Below are 16,644 nucleotides of genomic sequence, written 5' to 3'. Positions count from 1 at the left end.
ACATGCGTAGAACAAAAGGGAGATAAACCGGCGGGGAGCGGCGCGCATGCTGACCAAGAAACAGCTCGATCTACTCGATTTCATCAACAAGCGGATGCAGCGCGACGGCGTGCCGCCCAGTTTTGACGAGATGAAGGAGGCGCTGGATCTGCGCTCCAAATCTGGCATTCACCGGCTGATCACCGCGCTGGAAGAGCGCGGCTTCATCCGCCGGCTGGCGCACAGGGCGCGCGCCATCGAGATCGTGAATCTGCCGGAAAGCTTGGGCGGCAAGCCCTCGGGATTTGCGCCTCAGGTGATCGACGGGGACCGGCCCGACAGGCGCCCCGGCAACGCGCAGCCGGTCTCGTCCATCGAGGCGCTGGAACTGCCGCTTCTGGGCCGCATCGCTGCCGGCGAACCGATCCAGTCCATTGCCGACAACCCGCCCAACATCGCCGTGCCCGGCGCCATGCTCTCCAGCAATGCCCGCCACTATGCGCTTGAAGTCAAAGGCGATTCCATGATCGAGGCCGGGATCAACGATGGCGATGTGGTGATCATCCGCGAAACCTCCTCTGCGGAGGCCGGCGATATCGTGGTTGCGCAGGTCGAGGGCTATGAGGCGACGCTGAAGCGCTTTCGCCGCAAGGGCGAGATGATCGTACTGGAGGCCGCCAATGCGGCCTATGAGCCGCGCGTGCTGCCTGTAGGCGCCGTCAAGGTGCAGGGCAAGCTTGTCGGGCTGATCCGCACCTATTGAGTGCCGTGCCAGAGCCGCCGTCCTGCGGCGGTTAGCACGCGCGGCCCCTCGGGCTCCAGCCAGATCGCCACGGCGCCGGTGCCGCGCAGGCGTTTCGGATCGTAGATGTCGCAGCCGGGCATCGCCGGCAGATCGACGCTGGAGACCACCAGCTCTGGCTCGTCGCAGCCGGAAAAACCGCCCGCCGCGCGCTTGCCCTGAAGATGGGTCAGGCGCAGCCCCGCCAGCGAGATCCGCGCAGTGCGGTTCTCGCGCCCGCCGGGCCAGAGCGCTGCGGCCTGTTCCTGCCCGCCCGCCTGCCCGTCATTCTCCAGCCAGACCCCGGCGAGAAACCCCGACCCGCTTTCTCGCGAGAGCGCCCGGCCACGCTCGGTCATGGCGCCCACCAGCGTGCCGGTATCGGCAATCAGGATGTCGGGCCGCACGGCGAGGCTCCAGAGCCCCGCTGCCAGCGCCATGGGGGCCAGCCCCGCCCAGCGGCCGCGCCCCTGCCAGAGGCAGAGCGTGAGCCCGCCGAGCGCCAGCAGCGGCAACACCAAGGGTCCCGGCGCGACGATATGGCCGAGCGACCCCTCCCATCCCGAGACGGTGCGCGCCACCGCGAGGATCCAGTCGAGCCCGGGACGCATCACCGCCAGCGCCAGCCCGTCGAGCCCAAGCGGCATGAGCAGTGCCGCCACCACCGCCATCGGCACCACCAGCAGGCCCATCAGCGGCACCGCCGCAAGGTTTGCGGCCAGCCCGTAATGCGACAGCAGGTTGAAATGCGCCATGGCGACGGGCGCGGTGGCGAGCGACGCGGTGACCGAGGAGACCACCAGCGCCATGACGGGCCGTGCCCAGCCCGGCGCCCGGCGCTCGATGGCGAGCCGGCGCAAGAGGCCGAAGACGCTCACCAGCGCGACGGTGGCGGCAAAGGACATCTGAAAGCCCGGGCCGAGCAGCGCTTCGGGGCGCAGCAGCAGCACGATCAGCGCCGCCAGCGCCACGGCGCGCAGCGACAGCGCCCGGCGGTCGAAGATCACCGCCATCAGCATCACCGCCACCATGACAAAGGCGCGCTCTGTCGCCACATTGCCGCCCGAGAGCGCCAGATAGCCGGCAGCGGCGACCAGTGCGACGCCGGCGGCGAGCTTTTTTCCCGGCCAGAAATGCCGGCTCACCGGGTGCAGCAGCAGGCCCAGCCGCGTGGCGGAAAAGACGAAGCCCGCGAGCAGCCCCATATGCAGGCCCGAGATCGCCAGAAGATGCGCCAGATTGCTGTGGCGCAGCGCGTCCAGCGCCTCCTGTCCGATGCCGGAGCGGTCGCCGGTCATGATCGCGGCGGCAAAGGCGCCGGCCTCGCCAGGCAGTTTCGCCTGCACCCGCGCCGAGAGCCACATGCGGGCGCGCAGCACATGCTGGCCGCCCTGTGCGGGCTCCAGAAGCAGCAGCGGCGTGCGGGTGTAGCCGACCGCGCCCAGCCGCAGAAACCAGGCGTGACGGCGGAAATCGAAGCCGCCGGGCTCTACCGCGCCGCCGGGCGGCGAGAGATGGCCGGTCAGGATCACCGTCTCGCCGGGAAACGGTGTGTGAAAGCCCTGTGTGCCATGCAGCGAGACGCGCACGCGCGTCGGTGTGTCGTCGGGCGCCATGCGCTCCAGCACCACCCGGTCGAGCGTGAGGCGCAGCGCGTCCGAGGCAGAGCGGTCGATGGCGGTGATGCGCCCCTCGATCGGGCCGTAATAGCGAAAGCCGAGCTGCGGCCCGGCCAGCAGATGCGCCCGCGCGCCGGCCAGCGCCAGCCCCAGCGCGATCAGCCCTGCGGCGACGGCCAGGGGCGCGTGCCCCACCCCCAGCCGCCGCGACAGCGCCAGCAGGGCCGCCCCGACCCCGCCCGCCAGCACCAGCCCCCAGACCGGCGGCTCTGCGGGCAGCGCAAAGTACAGGCCGATCCCGCCACCGAGCGCCACCGGCGCCCAGGAAAACAGATGCCCGCGCTGCCGGATAAGCCCTGCCGCGAGCCATGCTGCGATCTGCCGCATACTTGCCCCTGCCCCGTCCGCTGGTTAAGGAACGCCGCAAACGCTACCCCCTCCATGGTTACCGAGAGGTTAATCCGCATGTCCGTCGTCACCCGTTTCGCGCCGTCGCCCACCGGCTTCCTGCATATCGGCGGCGCGCGCACGGCGCTGTTCAACTGGCTCTACGCCCGTGGCCGCGGCGGGAAATTCCTGCTGCGCATCGAAGACACCGACCGCGCGCGCTCGACCCCCGAGGCGACCGCAGCGATTCTGAAGGGGCTCGACTGGCTCGGGCTCGACCATGACGGCGATGTGGTCAGCCAGTTCGAAGGTGCCGCCCGCCATGCCGAGGTGGCCCAGGAGCTGCTGGCCAAGGGTGCGGCCTATAAGTGTTTCTCCTCCCAGGAGGAGATTTCGGCATTTCGCGAAAAAGCGAAGGAAGAGGGCCGCTCGACCCTGTTCCAGAGCCCCTGGCGCGATGCCGATCCGGCAACCCACCCCGATGCGCCCTATGTGATCCGGCTGAAGACGCCGCAGGAGGGCGAGACGGTGATCGAGGATCAGGTGCAGGGCCGCGTGGTGATCCGCAACGATCAGCTCGACGACATGATCCTGTTACGTTCCGATGGCACCCCGGTCTATATGCTGGCGGTCGTCGTCGACGACCACGACATGGGCGTAACCCATGTGATCCGGGGGGACGATCACCTGAACAACGCGGCACGGCAGATGGGCATCTACAGCGCCATGGGCTGGGACATGCCGGTCTGGGCGCATATCCCGCTGATCCACGGGCCGGACGGCAAGAAGCTGTCGAAACGCCACGGCGCGCTCGGCGTCGACGAATATCAGAAGATGGGCTACCCGGCGGCGGGCATGCGCAATTACCTCGCCCGGCTCGGCTGGAGCCATGGCGATGACGAATTCTTTACCGATGCACAGGCGACCGAATGGTTCGATCTGGGGGGAATCGGAAAATCCCCGGCGCGGTTCGATTTCAAGAAGCTGGAGAATCTCTGCGGCCAGCATATCGCCGCCTCGGACGATGCTGCGCTGCTGCAAGAAATCGACGCCTATCTCTCGGTGACCGGAGAAACGCCCCTGACCGAAGGTCAGCGCGACGGTATGGCACGCGGCATGTACTGTCTGAAAGAGCGCGCCAAGACGTTCCCGGAACTTCTTGAAAAAGCGAACTTTATCCTGACGGATACGCCGATCGAGCCGGACGAGAAGGCGCAGAAGGCGCTAGACCCTGTATCCCGTGGTATACTGGTTGCGTTGACGCCGCATCTGCAAAATGCTAGCTGGTCGCGGGAAGAGCTCGAAGCTGCCACGGCCGCATTCGCAGAGGATCAGGGGACGAAATTCGGCAAGCTTGCCGGACCCCTGCGCGCTGCGCTTGCGGGGCGCGCGGTGACTCCGAGCGTTTTCGACATGATGCTTGTGCTCGGGAAAGACGAGACAATCCGCCGGATCGAGCACGCAGCAACCTCTGAGACGGGGTAAAGGCCTGAAAGAGCGTTTCCTGAAACGGCTCGTTAGGCCATGTGAGAAAGAAATAGACCGCCGCGGCGCACCCTGCGCCCAGGCCTTTTCGAAAGGAACGCAAAAGCATGGCTGACACTCCGACGAAATCCGCGACGCTGACAATCGACGACAAAAGCGTCGAGCTGCCGGTCTATTCGCCGACCGCCGGCCCGGACGTAATCGACATCCGCAAGCTCTATGCGCAGGCGGGCGTCTTCACCTACGATCCCGGCTTCACCTCGACCGCAAGCTGCGACAGCACCATCACCTTCATCGACGGTGACAAGGGCGAGCTGCTGCACCGGGGCTATCCGATCGACCAGCTGGCGGAAAAGTCGCACTATCTGGAAGTCTGCTACCTGCTGCTTTATGGCGAGCTGCCCTCGGCGGCGGAACTCGAGCATTTCGAGAACACCATCACCCGCCACACCATGATCCACGAGCAGATGCACAACTTCTTCCGCGGCTTCCGCCGCGATGCGCATCCGATGGCAACCATGGTGGGTGTGGTCGGCGCCATGTCGGCCTTCTATCACGACAGCACCGATATCAGCGACCCGCGCCAGCGCGAGATCGCCAGCCACCGGCTGATCGCCAAGATGCCGACCATCGCGGCGATGGCCTATAAATACTCCATCGGCCAGCCCTTCGTGTATCCGCGCAACGATCTCGATTACGCGGCGAACTTCCTGCACATGTGCTTCTCGGTGCCGGCAGAGCGTTACGACGTCGACCCGATCCTGAGCCGCGCCATGGACCGGATCTTTACCCTGCACGCCGATCACGAGCAGAACGCCTCGACCTCGACGGTGCGTCTGGCCTCGTCCTCGGGCGCCAACCCCTTCGCCTGCATCGCCGCCGGCATCGCCTGCCTCTGGGGCCCCGCCCATGGTGGCGCCAACCAGGCCTGCCTGGAGATGCTGAAAGAGATCGGCTCGCCGGACAAGATCCCGGAATATATCGCCCGCGCCAAGGACAAGAACGACCCGTTCCGCCTGATGGGCTTCGGCCACCGCGTCTACAAGAACTTCGACCCGCGCGCGACGGTGATGAAGCAATCCGCCGACGAGGTGCTCGACCTGATGGGGATCGAGAACAACCCGATCCTCGCCACCGCGAAGGAGCTCGAACAGCAGGCGCTGGCCGATCCCTATTTCGCCGAGAAGAAACTGTTCCCGAATGTCGATTTCTATTCGGGCATCATTCTCGAAGCGATGGGGTTCCCGACCTCCATGTTCACGCCGATCTTTGCGCTGTCGCGCACCGTCGGCTGGGTGTCGCAGTGGAAAGAGCAGCTCGCCGATCCGCAGCACAAGATCGGCCGTCCGCGCCAGCTCTATCTCGGCAACACCATCCGCGAATACGTGGATATCGAAAACCGCTGAGCGCCGCTCACGGCACAGACAAAAGGCCGCCTCCCGGGGCGGCCTTTTTCGTGGGACGGTGTCTTAGATCCCGCCGGTCGCCGCCAGCCGCAAAAGACGGGCGCGGCGGCGGAATTCCGAGAGCTGAAGCGTGCCTTCGGCCACCCTGCCCGGCGCCTGCGCCGCCTGCCGCAGCAGCGGCCCGGCCTGCCAGCCCGCCAGCAGCGCCGCCCGCGCCGGGCGCGCCACCTCCCCCAGACCTTTGCGCGCCCGCGCCAGCCGCGCCAGCCCTTCCTGCGCCAGTCCCGCCACCGCCTCCGGACGGCCATCCACCAGCGGCACGCGCCCGTTGGCTTCGAGCTCCGGCACCGCGCGCAGGAACTGCGCCAGCCCCGCCGCATAGCCCGCATCCCGCGCCACCGCCTCCGGCATGCCGCCAAGCGCACGACCGGCGGCAAGCAGCAGGTGGCCGGAGGTCTCTTCGAGATAGCGGGTGAAATGCGCCGCATCCTCGAACGGATCGCGGTAGATGTCCCAGCGCCGGGCGCCAACCAGCCGGTCGAGCAGCGCCGCGCTCTCGGCATCGAGCACGCGGGAAAGCGGCGTCACAACCTCATGCCGCCGCACCTTGCCGCCGCCCCGGATCTCCTCCAACGCGTCGCGCCACCATTGCAGCCGCATCTCGGCGATGGTGCTTTCCTGCGTGACCCAGGGCGCGCGCGCGACCTCGAGATTGAAGGCATAGAGCGGGAACAGCACCGCGCGCGCCGGCACCGGCGCCGCCATGGCGGCGGCGAAGCGGTCGGGGTCGCCGCGCTCCACGAGGCTGGCGCATGCGGTCAGATCGTCATCGAATTCCATGCGCTGCACCTAAGCCGCTTGCGCTGCAAAGGAAAGGGTCAGCGGGGCCGCGCCAGCACCAGAAGATAGGCGATGCGCTCCGGCGCCTGCCGCCAAAGCGCGATTTCCCGATCCGCGCCGTCCAGCACCCCGGCCATCGCCGCGCTCGCACCCGGGCGCAGCGCCGCGATCTGCACAGACAGGCTGTCGTAATAGGCGGCCCAGGGCGCGCCGATGAGCAGCTTGCTGTCGATCACCTCGAAGCCGGCGTCGGAGACCTGTTCCAGCACGCCCTCGCAGGTGGTGATCCCCGGCTCCGGCGCCCAGAAATCGCGCACCGCCTGCGGCTCGTCCTCGCCGAGCAGAACGCCTTGCGAAAACGCCACCGCCCCGCCCGGCGCCAGCGCCTCGCGCCAGGCACGCAGCCCCTCGGTCACGCCGAGGAAATAGATCGCGCCTGCCGACCAGATCAGATCGTAGGGCCCCTCCAGCGCGCCCATATCGCCCACACGCACAGTCGCGTTGGGCAGATCCGCCAGCCGGGGCTGCGCCGCCGCGACAAAGGCCGGCACAGCCTCCACGCCCTCGATCCGCGCCCGGGGCAACGCGCGGGCCAGCGTCTCGCAATCGGCGCCGGTGCCGCAGCCCGCATCGCAGACCGCGAGCGGACCCGAGAGCCCGAGCCGCTCCAGTGCCCAGATCACATCGCCGGAGAGGCCCGGCCCCTGCCGGTCGAGCCGGCTGTACAGCGTCAGGAACTCCGCCGGCAGATCCATCACGCAGTCTCTCCGCAATCGCGGATCAGCTTCCAGCGCACCGCGTCGAGCAGCGCCTCGAAAGACGCATCCACTATGTTCGCGCTCACCCCCACGGTCTGCCAGCGCCGGCCCGCGCCATCCTGGCTGTCGATGATCACGCGGGTCACCGCCTCGGTGCCGCCCTGGGTGATGCGCACCTTGAAATCCACCAGCCGCATATCGTCGATCACCGCCTGATAGGGGCCGAGATCCTTGGCCAGCGCCTTGGAGAGCGCGTTCACCGGCCCGCGATCGTGACCGTCGGTATCTAGACTGTCGGAGACCGAGAGCTTCTTCACCCCGTCGACCTTGACCACCACGACCGCCTCGGAGAGCGAGACCATCTTGTCATACTTGTTCTTGCGCCGCTCGATGGTGACCCGGTAGCGCTTGACCTCGAAGAACTCCGGCAGTCGGCCCAGCTCTTCCCGCGCCAGCAGCTCGAAACTGGCCTGCGCGGTATCGTAGGTATAGCCCTCGGCCTCGCGCGCCTTGATGGTCTCGAGGATGCGCGGCAGCGCCGGATCGCCCTTCTCCACCTCGAACCCCGCCTCGGCGAGCCGGCGGCGCAGGTTCGACTGCCCGGCCTGGTTCGACATCGGAATGACGCGGCGATTGCCCACCGCGCCCGGGTCGATATGCTCGTAGGTCGTCGGATCCTTGAGGATGGCGCTGGCATGCAGCCCCGCCTTGTGGGCAAAGGCCGAGGACCCCACATAGGGCGCCTGCCGCATCGGCACGCGGTTCAGCACTTCGTCGAGCATGCGCGAGGTCTGAGTCAGCCCCTCCAGCGCCTCGCCGCTCACGCCGATGTCATAGGCGCGGGCATAGGGTTCCTTGAGCCGCAGCGTCGGGATCAGCGAGGTGAGATTGGCATTGCCGCAGCGCTCGCCCAGCCCGTTCAGCGTGCCTTGGATCTGCCGCACGCCGGCATCCACCGCCGCCAGCGACCCCGCCACCGCGTTCTCGGTGTCGTTATGGGTGTGGATGCCCAGCCGTGCGCCGGGGATACCGCCGGCGATCACCTCTTTCACGATGTCATGGATCTCATGCGGCAGCGTGCCGCCATTGGTGTCGCAAAGCACGATCCAGCGCGCACCGGCCTCAAGGGCGGCTTTCAGGCACTCCAGCGCATAGGGTGCATTCGCCTTCCAGCCATCGAAGAAATGCTCCGCATCGAACAGCGCCTCGCGGCCCTGCGCCACGATATGAGCAAGCGAGGCGCGGATATTCTCGATATTCTCCTCGAGCGTGATCCCCAGCGCCGCGGTGACGTGGTAATCATGGGTCTTGCCCACCAGACAGACCGCCCTGGTGCCGGCATTCAGCACGGCGGCCAGCACGTCATCGTTCTCCGCCGAACGCCCGGCCCGCTTGGTCATGCCAAAGGCGGTCATGGTGGCGCGCGTCGCCTCCACCGTGTCGAAAAACGCGCTGTCGGTGGGGTTGGCGCCGGGCCAGCCGCCCTCGATATAATCGACCCCGAGCGCATCCAGCGCCTCCGCGATACGCAGCTTTTCCCCGGTGGAGAACTGCACCCCCTGGGTCTGCTGCCCGTCGCGCAGGGTGGTGTCGTAGAGATAGAGGCGCTCCTTAGCCATGACGCCCCCTCCTTTCATCTTTCCGCAAATACTCCCCGCTGGCCAGGCCATCTGCTGCCGCGCCGGTCAAGTGCACCGCGCGCACCAACATCGCAGCAAATTCCTTCGAAGGAATTTGCAACTCTTTTCGAAAAGAGTTGCCCGGCCTCACGACAGGCCCTCCAGCTTCGCCGCGTCAAACCCGGCGCCGGGCAGCAGCTCCACCCCGGCTTTCGACATGCGCACCTCGACGCCCGCGTCGATCAGCGCCGCCTTCATCCGGTCCACCTCGGAGAAATCCTTGCTCTGCATCGCCTGTGCGCGCAGCTCCGCCAGCCGCGCCGTCAGCCCCGAGAGATCCACCGAGGCCTCGGCCCAGGCGCCCAGCTCCGGCTCCAGCAAGCCGAGCAGACCCGCCCCGGCCTTCAGGGCCGGGGCCTCACCGGCACCCGCCAGCCGGTGCAGCTCGGCAATCGCGCCGGCGGTGTTGAGATCGTCGGCCAGCGCCGCCAGCACCGCCTCGGGCACCGGCCCGGCCTCGACACCGTCCACCAGCCCGCGCCATTTGCGCAGCACCGCCTCCGCCTGCGCCGCCTTCTCCGCCGTCCAGTCCATCGGTCGGCGATAATGCGTCGAGAGCATCACGAAACGGATCACCTCACCCGGCACGCCGGGCAACCCGTCATGGCCCTCCAGCAGATCGTGCACGGTGAAGAAATTGCCCAGGCTCTTGGACATCTTCTTGCCCTCGACCTGCAACATCTCATTGTGCAGCCAGACCCTGGCAAAGCCGCCCTCGGGATGGGCGCAGCAGCTCTGGGCGATCTCGTTCTCGTGATGCGGGAACATCAGGTCGTTGCCGCCGCCATGGATGTCGAAGGTTGCCCCCAGCAGTTCGTAGCTCATCGCCGAGCACTCGATATGCCAGCCCGGACGCCCGCGGCCCCAGGGGCTCTCCCAGCCCGGCAGCTCCGGCGAGGACGGTTTCCACAGCACGAAATCCATCGGGTTGCGCTTGTAGGGCGCCACCTCGACCCTTGCGCCGGCGATCATGTCGTCGACCGAACGGCCCGACAGCGCGCCATATTGCGTGTAGCTCTCCACCGCAAAGAGCACATGGCCCTCGGCCTCATAGGCATGGCCGCGCTCGATCAGGTCCGAGATCATCGCGATCATCTGAGCGATATATTCGGTGGCGCGCGGCATATGGGTGGGCTGCATCACTCCCACGGCGGCCATATCGTCGAGATACCATTGCGTGGTCTCGGCGGTGATCTCGCCGATGCTGCGCCCCGAGGCCTCGGCCCGCGCGTTGATCTTGTCGTCCACATCGGTGAAGTTGCGCACATAGGTGACGTGATCGGGCCCGTAGACCTGCCGCATCAGCCGGAACAGCACGTCGAAGACGATGGCGGGCCGGGCATTGCCCAGATGCGCCCGGTCATAGACCGTGGGGCCGCAGACATAGATCCGCACATTCTCCGCGTCGATGGGCTCGAAACGCTCCTTCTTGCGGGTGCGGGAATTGGTCAGCCAGATGTCCATAGCGCGCTCCTTGGCACAGGGTCGCGGCGGGAGTAGCAACTTCGGTTCTGGATGGGAATAGAAGACCGGCCCGCCGTTTGTCGGAAGGACCCGACAGATGTCAGCAGGTAATGCAGCAAATCCGGATGAGGGTCGCTTGCGTGGTCATGGCGGCTCTATAGCGGCATCGCGCCCGTCCTGTCCAGACATATCCCCGGTGCCGTCAGCCTGCGTTACAAGGTGGGCAATCTGCCCACCATGCGTCTAAATGATCCGCGCCCGCCGCCGCCCCCGCCAGACCACCAGCGCCGCTCCCACGATCCCCGGCGGTTGCAGACGCTCTCTGTAGGGTGGGCAATCCTGCCCACCGTCCAACCTACTCGACCCGCGCCCGCCGCCGCACCGGCCAGACCTCCAGCAGGCCCGCCGCGACCACCAGCGCGCCGCCGGCGATCTCAAGCGGGTGCAGATGCTCGCCCGCCAGCAGCGCCGCCGAAAGCGCACCGACCAGCACCTCGGCCTGCAACAAAATGCCCACCCGCGCCGGGTCGAGCCGCAGCGTCGCCCACATCAGCAGGACCAGCGATAGCCCCCACCAGACAACGCCCGTCCCCAGTGCCAGCCCGATCAGCACGGGATCCGCCCAGGGCGACAGGCCCTCGGGCCAGGGATCGAAGACCGGCGCCAGCGTCAGCCCGGTCACCGTCGCCCCCGCGGCAAAGACGAAGGACGCCGGCAGCGGCCCGAGCGTCGATCTGGCGCGGATGCCCGTGGTGCCGAGCGACCACATCAGCCCGGAGATCAGTGCCATCCACTCGCCCGCACCGCGTGGCAACGGCGCCTCGCCGCCGGCGCTCAACATCACCACCAGGCCGAGAAGCCCCAGCCCGACCGCCGCGATGCGCAGCACCGGCGTGTGCCAGCCCATGACATAGCGGCCGATCAGCGTGCTCCAGACAGGGGTGAGGAAATAGAGCAGGATGATGATCGCCACCCTGCCATAGACCAGCCCGATGGAATAGAGCGTGAAGGCCGCCCCCGCGATTGCGATGGCGCAGAGCGCCACGGGCCCTGCCCGGATCAGATCGCGCCAGCGCGGCAGCACCAGCGGACCCAGCACCAGCGTTGCCACACCGGTGGCAAACACCGTGCCCCAAGCGCCGGGCAGGCCGCGCGCCACCATGGCGCGCACCGGCAGCCAATAGACCCCCCAGAGCACCCCGCTCAGGGCCACGATCACCGTGGCGATAAGAACGATCCGATCCTGCGACATGGCCCTGCCTTAGCAGAGCCTGCGCGCGCCCCCAAGCCTGAGAAACGTCAACGGGCGGAACCGGTTGCCCGATCCCGCCCGCGGTTCTCTGACCTGCCCCGAATGCGGGCGGGCGCCTTACTGGTTGGCCTGCTCCGCCTCGAGCCGGCGATAGGCGGCGACATTGCGGTTATGCGCGTCGAGCGTTTCCGCGAAATTGTGCCCATCCGCAGGATCCAGGGTCTTGGCGACGAAATAGATGTAATCGGAGTCCGCCGGGTTCAGCGCCGCCTCGATACTGGCGCGGCCCGGGTTGGCGATGGGCGTCGGCGGCAGACCGGCGATCACATAGGTATTGTAGGGCGTCTCGCGGCGAAGCTCGGACTGGCGCAGCCCACGCCCCAGCGGACCCTGCCCCTGGGTAATGCCATAGATCACTGTCGGGTCCGTTTGCAGCCGCATGCCGCGCTCTAGCCGGTTGACGAAAACGCTGGCCACCAGCGGGCGTTCCTCTGCGCCGCCAGTCTCCTTTTCGACGATGGAGGCCATGGTGAGCGCCTCCTCCGGCGTCTCGTAGGGCAGCCCATCGGCGCGGTTCGCCCAGGCATTGGCGAGGATGACCTCCTGCGCGTTCTGCATGCGCTCGATCAGCCCGGCGCGGTCGTCGCCCACAACCACCTCGTAGCTGTCGGGCGCCAGCGAGCCCTCTACGGGTAGCTCGGCCACCTCGCCCTCCAGCACATCAACCTGTTTCAGCTCCTCGACGACCTGCCAGCTCGTCACGCCTTCGGCCAGCGCGATGCGGAAACGGGTGCCGACAGCGGATTTGAAATCCTCATAGGCGGCCGGGATCTCTTCGGCGCCGGGATCGAATTCCAGCACCTCCTCATAGCGCCCGACGGACGGATCGAGCTCGCGCACCTGCACCTCTGCGCGGGTCACGCCGATGCGGTAGACCACCTCGGTGCCGCAGGTCGAGGCGCCGCCACGGGTGACGATCTCGGTGATCTCCGACATCGAGGCGCGCTCGGGCACCAGGTAGGAGCCCGCCTTGAGATCCCCTGTCTTGTCGGCATAATCCGCGCCGAGGCGAAAGATCGTGCCCGACGAGATCGCGCCCTGTCCCTCCAGATCCTCGGAGACGCGGGTGAAATTGCTGCCGCGATTGACCTGAAGGCAGATCGCCGCATCCAGCGGGCCTTCCGCCGAATACTCGTTCTGCGCCCAGATCAGCACACCGCCGAACAGGAAGACCAGCACCACCAGAAAGGTCAGCGCGTTGGAGGCGACGCTTCGCCACATTTATTCGGCCTTTCCGAAGATCACGCTGGCATTGGTCCCGCCGAATCCGAAGGAGTTCGACAGCGCATGGGTGATCTTGCGTTCGCGCTTGGCATTGGGCGCCAGGTCGATGGGGGTCTCCACCGCCGGGTTGTCGAGGTTGATCGTCGGCGGCGCGACCTGATCGCGGATCGCCAGGATCGAAAAGATCGCCTCAATCGCGCCCGCCGCCCCCAGAAGGTGGCCGGTGGCGGATTTCGTGGAGGACATGGTGACATTGGCCGCGTGATCGCCCAGCAGCCGCTCGACCGCGCCAAGCTCGATCGTGTCGGCCATGGTCGAGGTGCCATGCGCGTTGATATAGTCGATGTCTTCCGGGCTCAGCCCGGCGGATTTCAGCGCCGCGCGCATGGAGCGCTCGCCGCCCTCGCCATCCTCGGAGGGCGCGGTGATGTGATAGGCGTCGCCCGAGAGGCCATAGCCAAGCACTTCGGCATAGATCTTGGCGCCGCGCGCCTTGGCGTGCTCGTATTCCTCCAGCACGACGATGCCCGCGCCCTCGCCCATAACGAACCCGTCGCGGTCGGCGTCATAGGGCCGGCTGGCCTTTTGCGGATCGTCGGCGCGCTTGGTCGAGAGCGCCTTGCAGGCGTTAAAGCCGGCGATGCCGATCTTGCAGATCGCCGCCTCGGCGCCGCCCGCGACCATCACGTCGGCATCGCCGTATTTGATCAGCCGCATCGCGTCGCCGATGGCATGGGCGCCGGTGGAACAGGCGGTCACCACCGAATGGTTCGGCCCCTTGAAGCCGTAGCGGATCGACACCTGACCGGAAATCAGGTTGATCAGCGCGCCGGGCACAAAGAAGGGCGACACGCGGCGCGGGCCCTTGGCCTCCATCATCACGGCGGTGTTGGCGATGGAATTCAGCCCGCCGATGCCGGAACCGATCAGAACGCCGGTGCGTTCGAGCTCTTCCTTGTCGGTGGGCATCCAGCCGGAATCCTTCACCGCCTGATCGGCGGCGGCCATGCCGAAGAGGATGAAGGTGTCGACCTTGCGCTGCTCCTTCGGCTCCATGTAGGTGTCGGCATTGAAGGTGCCGTCCGACCCGTCGCCAAGCGGCACTTCGCAGGCATAGGTCGTGACCAGCCCCTCGGGATCGAACCCGGTGATCGGGCCGGCGCCCGACTGCCCGTCAAGGATCCGTTCCCAGCTCTTTTCCACACCGTCTGCCAGGGGTGTGACCAGCCCCAGCCCGGTAACAACGACGCGACGCATGCGCACTGCCCTTCCCTCAGACTTCTTTCGTGGCCTCGCTCTTACCCTGCCCGCGCGGGGCGGGGCAAGCCTTCGAAGCCGCTCAGGCCCAGTCCGGGCCGAGATCGGCGACCGCCCGCTCTATCCAGTGCTCGCGCAGCCAGTCGCAGGGCTTGGAATGGCGGATGAAGCTGCCGCTGTAACCGTCGAGCGCCTCGGTCATTTTCGGATGCCCGTGGAAGCAGACGACGCGGGCGTCGTCCGGCAGGCGCGGCGCGTGCAACCAGTTTCCCGGGAACGGGTTGCAGTCATACTTGAACGACACCACCCAGGGCTCGGGGATATAGGTGAAAACGCCGCGATCCATCGCCTTGTGGCTGGTATAGCGCTGCTCGGAGCCGCGCGCCTTTTCCACCTCTGCATAGGCATTGGCCGCCAGATCCTCGTAGAGAAACCCGTGCTGGGCCGGATCGAAGCGGAAGACCGAGCCGTGACCGGTGGGCCGGCCCTTGCGCTTTTCCGTCCAGTCGTGGCGCATCGCCACGGTGCCGGGCGCCAGATCGTGGATCTCGTCGAGCGATCCGGTGATCACCACATCCAGGTCGAAGCCGAGGAACGGCCCCTCCAGATCCGGCACCAGCCCGGGCCGGAAGAGCGACACCTTGCGCATCGCCCCCTGCCGGTTCGCCACCGCGAGCGCGGCGGCCATGGGCTCGGCAAAGGGCTCGATCGGCAGCGGCAGGATCTCCACATCCGGGTGCAGACCCTCGGCATGTTCGGTCATGCAGAAGAACCGGATCGGGCGCAACATGTGCCGCCGCACCCCGGAATAGAGGCGGTTGACATATTCCGGGCCAAAGGCCGTGCCCCATTTGATGCAGATGATATTGGCTCTTTGCGTCACGCCTGGTCTCCGAACGGCTTTGCCCGGGCTTTAGCCCAAAGCGCCGGGCTGTGCCATCCCGTTGGGCAAATCGTCACGCCGCGCAGCAAGGATGCCGCCGCGTCATTGCCCCGCGACATGGCTGTGGCACACTGACACCCTCCGGTTTTTCACCGGCTTTACGACTCACTTTAAAGATGAGGAAGATGCGGATGAGCACTGCCGCCCCCACCGAGGCCCAGATCGCCGAAGCGGCCTATTTCCTGTGGCTCAACGAAGGCTGCCCAGAGGGCAAGCAGGCCCTGCACTGGGCCGAGGCCAGCGCCAGCCTGAGCGACGCCGCGCCGAAACCCAAGCGCAAGCCGGCGGCGAAGAAGGCCGGCGCCAAGGCGAAGGCGGCGGCCGAAAAGCCCAAGGCAAAGGCGAAAACCGCCGAGAAAAAAGCTGCCAAGCCGCGCAAGGCCAAGGCGAAATCCGAGGTCTGAGCGGGGAAACGGGCGGCGGGAAATCCCGCCTTACCCTTTCTTGCGACCGGTGATCATCGGGGTGATCAGGTCTTCGCCCTTCCAGCGGCGGTAAAACCCGATGGCGGCGATATGGCCGATCACCATGATCAGCAGCAGCGTCGAGAGCGGTTCGTGCAGCGCCAGCGCCTTGCGGGTGATATCCGCCGAGACATATTGCGCCAGCGGCCCGACATTGACGTAATCCTCCGGATCGGCCAGCAGCCCCGAGAGCACCTGCAAGGCGAGCACAAACAGCACACCCACGACAAAGAGCGCGCCCACCGGATTGTGCCCCCAGCTATTGGACGGCTTGCGCGCGGGCATCTGGCGCGCATAAGCCAGCACCGCGCGCGGCCCCTTCACAAAGCTCGCAAACCGCGCGGTGCGCGGCCCGACAAAGCCCCAGACCACGCGCAGCAGCACGATCCCGGCGACGGTGTAGCCGGCATAGAAATGCAGCGTCATCTGCGACGGCCCGAACTTGCCCAGCCCCCAGGCGGCGGCAAAGGCGATCACCAGCGCCCAGTGCAGGACGCGCACGACCGGATCCCAGAGCTGGTCTCCGGAACCGGAGGGCGCTGCCCCCCGGCCGGTGTTTTCGGCAATGCTCACGGCTCAGAAATCCGCGGCGCGGAAATCGTCGTGGCAGGCCTTGCAGGCGCCGCCGAGCTTGCCCACGGCGGGGCGCAGCGCGTCGAGCCCACCGCCCGCGGCGGTGTTGAGCTCTGCCAGGGCGGCGCCAAAGGCCTGACCCTTTTCCTGGAACGCGCCCATGTCTTCCCAGATCACCGGCAGCGCCCGGGTCTCGCCCGGCAGATCGTCCTTGGAGGTGCCCGGCGCATAGAAATCCGCCGTGTGAAGCCCGGTCAGCGTGACCATATCGGCGGCGTGGGCCTGTGCGGCTTCGGCGTCGTACTCGACCTTGCCCTGCGCCATGGCGGCAAGACCGCCCATTTCAAAGCCAAGCATGGTGTAGAAGGCGCGGCGCGCCTTGACGGTTTCGTTTTCGGCGGTTTGCGCCAGTGCCATCGTGGCGGGAACGGCAGCGATCAAAGCTGAGAGGAGAACCTTGCGCATGTCGGATG

General features: G+C 67.1%; 15 protein-coding genes. 4 read left to right on the top strand and 11 right to left on the bottom strand.

What is annotated here, in order from left to right; translation table 11 throughout:
- Window positions 1-46: 46 nt before the first annotated feature.
- Window positions 47-742 (top strand): transcriptional repressor LexA, encoded by a 696-nt coding sequence (gene lexA / locus I6N89_RS03605; RefSeq protein WP_207016856.1) that lies wholly within the window; start codon window positions 47-49, stop codon window positions 740-742.
- On the opposite strand, the gene I6N89_RS03600 is transcribed toward lexA, so the two are convergent.
- Window positions 736-2,766 carry a ComEC/Rec2 family competence protein gene (locus I6N89_RS03600; RefSeq protein ID WP_207016855.1) on the bottom strand — a complete coding sequence of 677 codons (2,031 nt, stop codon included), beginning with the start codon at window positions 2,764-2,766 and terminating at the stop codon, window positions 736-738. The genes lexA and I6N89_RS03600 overlap by 7 nt on opposite strands.
- A 78-nt stretch (window positions 2,767-2,844) precedes the next feature.
- On the opposite strand from I6N89_RS03600, the gene gltX reads away from it, so the two are divergent.
- Both gltX and gltA read left to right on the top strand, forming a co-directional pair.
- Window positions 2,845-4,251, top strand: coding sequence for a glutamate--tRNA ligase (gene gltX / locus I6N89_RS03595; protein ID WP_207016854.1), 1,407 nt, complete (start codon window positions 2,845-2,847; stop codon window positions 4,249-4,251).
- A 107-nt stretch (window positions 4,252-4,358) separates the two neighbouring features.
- On the top strand, window positions 4,359-5,657 hold the full coding sequence (gene gltA / locus I6N89_RS03590; RefSeq protein ID WP_207016853.1) for a citrate synthase: 1,299 nt from the start codon (window positions 4,359-4,361) through the stop codon (window positions 5,655-5,657).
- A 63-nt stretch (window positions 5,658-5,720) separates the two neighbouring features.
- Here gltA and I6N89_RS03585 read toward each other — a convergent pair whose 3' ends face one another.
- The 8 genes from I6N89_RS03585 to I6N89_RS03550 form a co-directional block, all read right to left on the bottom strand.
- Complete coding sequence (locus tag I6N89_RS03585; protein ID WP_207016852.1) at window positions 5,721-6,497, bottom strand: squalene/phytoene synthase family protein; 777 nt, start codon at window positions 6,495-6,497, stop codon at window positions 5,721-5,723.
- 38 nt (window positions 6,498-6,535) lie between these two features.
- On the bottom strand, window positions 6,536-7,252 hold the full coding sequence (locus I6N89_RS03580; protein WP_207017123.1) for a class I SAM-dependent methyltransferase: 717 nt from the start codon (window positions 7,250-7,252) through the stop codon (window positions 6,536-6,538).
- The gene (cimA, locus tag I6N89_RS03575) at window positions 7,252-8,874 is read right to left on the bottom strand and encodes a citramalate synthase (RefSeq protein WP_207016851.1); all 1,623 of its coding nucleotides are present in this window, start codon (window positions 8,872-8,874) and stop codon (window positions 7,252-7,254) included. The genes I6N89_RS03580 and cimA overlap by 1 nt, the downstream gene beginning before the upstream one ends.
- A 147-nt stretch (window positions 8,875-9,021) precedes the next feature.
- Window positions 9,022-10,398, bottom strand: a complete 1,377-nt coding sequence (gene cysS / locus I6N89_RS03570; protein WP_207016850.1) for a cysteine--tRNA ligase — start codon at window positions 10,396-10,398, stop codon at window positions 9,022-9,024.
- A gap of 355 nt (window positions 10,399-10,753) precedes the next feature.
- Window positions 10,754-11,650 carry a DMT family transporter gene (locus I6N89_RS03565; RefSeq protein WP_207016849.1) on the bottom strand — a complete coding sequence of 299 codons (897 nt, stop codon included), beginning with the start codon at window positions 11,648-11,650 and terminating at the stop codon, window positions 10,754-10,756.
- Window positions 11,651-11,767: 117 nt separating this feature from the next.
- Complete coding sequence (gene mltG, locus I6N89_RS03560) at window positions 11,768-12,931, bottom strand: endolytic transglycosylase MltG (RefSeq protein ID WP_207016848.1); 1,164 nt, start codon at window positions 12,929-12,931, stop codon at window positions 11,768-11,770.
- A complete protein-coding gene (gene fabF, locus I6N89_RS03555; RefSeq protein ID WP_076704334.1) occupies window positions 12,932-14,191 on the bottom strand; it encodes a beta-ketoacyl-ACP synthase II in 1,260 nt (419 codons plus the stop codon).
- Between the two features lie 82 nt (window positions 14,192-14,273).
- Window positions 14,274-15,074 (bottom strand): glycosyl transferase, encoded by an 801-nt coding sequence (locus tag I6N89_RS03550; protein WP_207016847.1) that lies wholly within the window; start codon window positions 15,072-15,074, stop codon window positions 14,274-14,276.
- 191 nt (window positions 15,075-15,265) lie between these two features.
- Here I6N89_RS03550 and I6N89_RS03545 point away from each other — a divergent pair, with 191 nt between their 5' ends.
- Entirely contained in the window at window positions 15,266-15,538 is a 273-nt protein-coding gene (locus I6N89_RS03545) for a DUF2934 domain-containing protein (RefSeq protein ID WP_207016846.1), read from the top strand.
- Between the two features lie 30 nt (window positions 15,539-15,568).
- Here the strand turns inward: I6N89_RS03545 and I6N89_RS03540 are convergent, their stop codons facing one another.
- Together I6N89_RS03540 and I6N89_RS03535 are read right to left on the bottom strand one after the other, a co-directional pair.
- On the bottom strand, window positions 15,569-16,165 hold the full coding sequence (locus I6N89_RS03540) for a cytochrome b/b6 domain-containing protein (protein ID WP_207017122.1): 597 nt from the start codon (window positions 16,163-16,165) through the stop codon (window positions 15,569-15,571).
- Window positions 16,166-16,174: 9 nt separating this feature from the next.
- The gene (locus tag I6N89_RS03535; protein ID WP_207016845.1) at window positions 16,175-16,636 is read right to left on the bottom strand and encodes a c-type cytochrome; all 462 of its coding nucleotides are present in this window, start codon (window positions 16,634-16,636) and stop codon (window positions 16,175-16,177) included.
- Between the last annotated feature and the right edge of the window lie 8 nt (window positions 16,637-16,644).

The organism is Salipiger abyssi (assembly GCF_017311415.1).
Lineage (GTDB): Bacteria > Pseudomonadota > Alphaproteobacteria > Rhodobacterales > Rhodobacteraceae > Salipiger > Salipiger abyssi_A.
This window is presented reverse-complemented; position numbering and strand designations above follow the sequence as displayed.

Coding starts and splice junctions, on each gene's coding strand:
- lexA (WP_207016856.1), top strand. CDS start 47: ATGCTGACCAAGAAACAGCTCGATCTACTCGATTTCATCAACAAGCGG.
- I6N89_RS03600 (WP_207016855.1), bottom strand. CDS start 2,766: ATGCGGCAGATCGCAGCATGGCTCGCGGCAGGGCTTATCCGGCAGCGC.
- gltX (WP_207016854.1), top strand. CDS start 2,845: ATGTCCGTCGTCACCCGTTTCGCGCCGTCGCCCACCGGCTTCCTGCAT.
- gltA (WP_207016853.1), top strand. CDS start 4,359: ATGGCTGACACTCCGACGAAATCCGCGACGCTGACAATCGACGACAAA.
- I6N89_RS03585 (WP_207016852.1), bottom strand. CDS start 6,497: ATGGAATTCGATGACGATCTGACCGCATGCGCCAGCCTCGTGGAGCGC.
- I6N89_RS03580 (WP_207017123.1), bottom strand. CDS start 7,252: ATGGATCTGCCGGCGGAGTTCCTGACGCTGTACAGCCGGCTCGACCGG.
- cimA (WP_207016851.1), bottom strand. CDS start 8,874: ATGGCTAAGGAGCGCCTCTATCTCTACGACACCACCCTGCGCGACGGG.
- cysS (WP_207016850.1), bottom strand. CDS start 10,398: ATGGACATCTGGCTGACCAATTCCCGCACCCGCAAGAAGGAGCGTTTC.
- I6N89_RS03565 (WP_207016849.1), bottom strand. CDS start 11,650: ATGTCGCAGGATCGGATCGTTCTTATCGCCACGGTGATCGTGGCCCTG.
- mltG (WP_207016848.1), bottom strand. CDS start 12,931: ATGTGGCGAAGCGTCGCCTCCAACGCGCTGACCTTTCTGGTGGTGCTG.
- fabF (WP_076704334.1), bottom strand. CDS start 14,191: ATGCGTCGCGTCGTTGTTACCGGGCTGGGGCTGGTCACACCCCTGGCA.
- I6N89_RS03545 (WP_207016846.1), top strand. CDS start 15,266: ATGAGCACTGCCGCCCCCACCGAGGCCCAGATCGCCGAAGCGGCCTAT.
- I6N89_RS03535 (WP_207016845.1), bottom strand. CDS start 16,636: ATGCGCAAGGTTCTCCTCTCAGCTTTGATCGCTGCCGTTCCCGCCACG.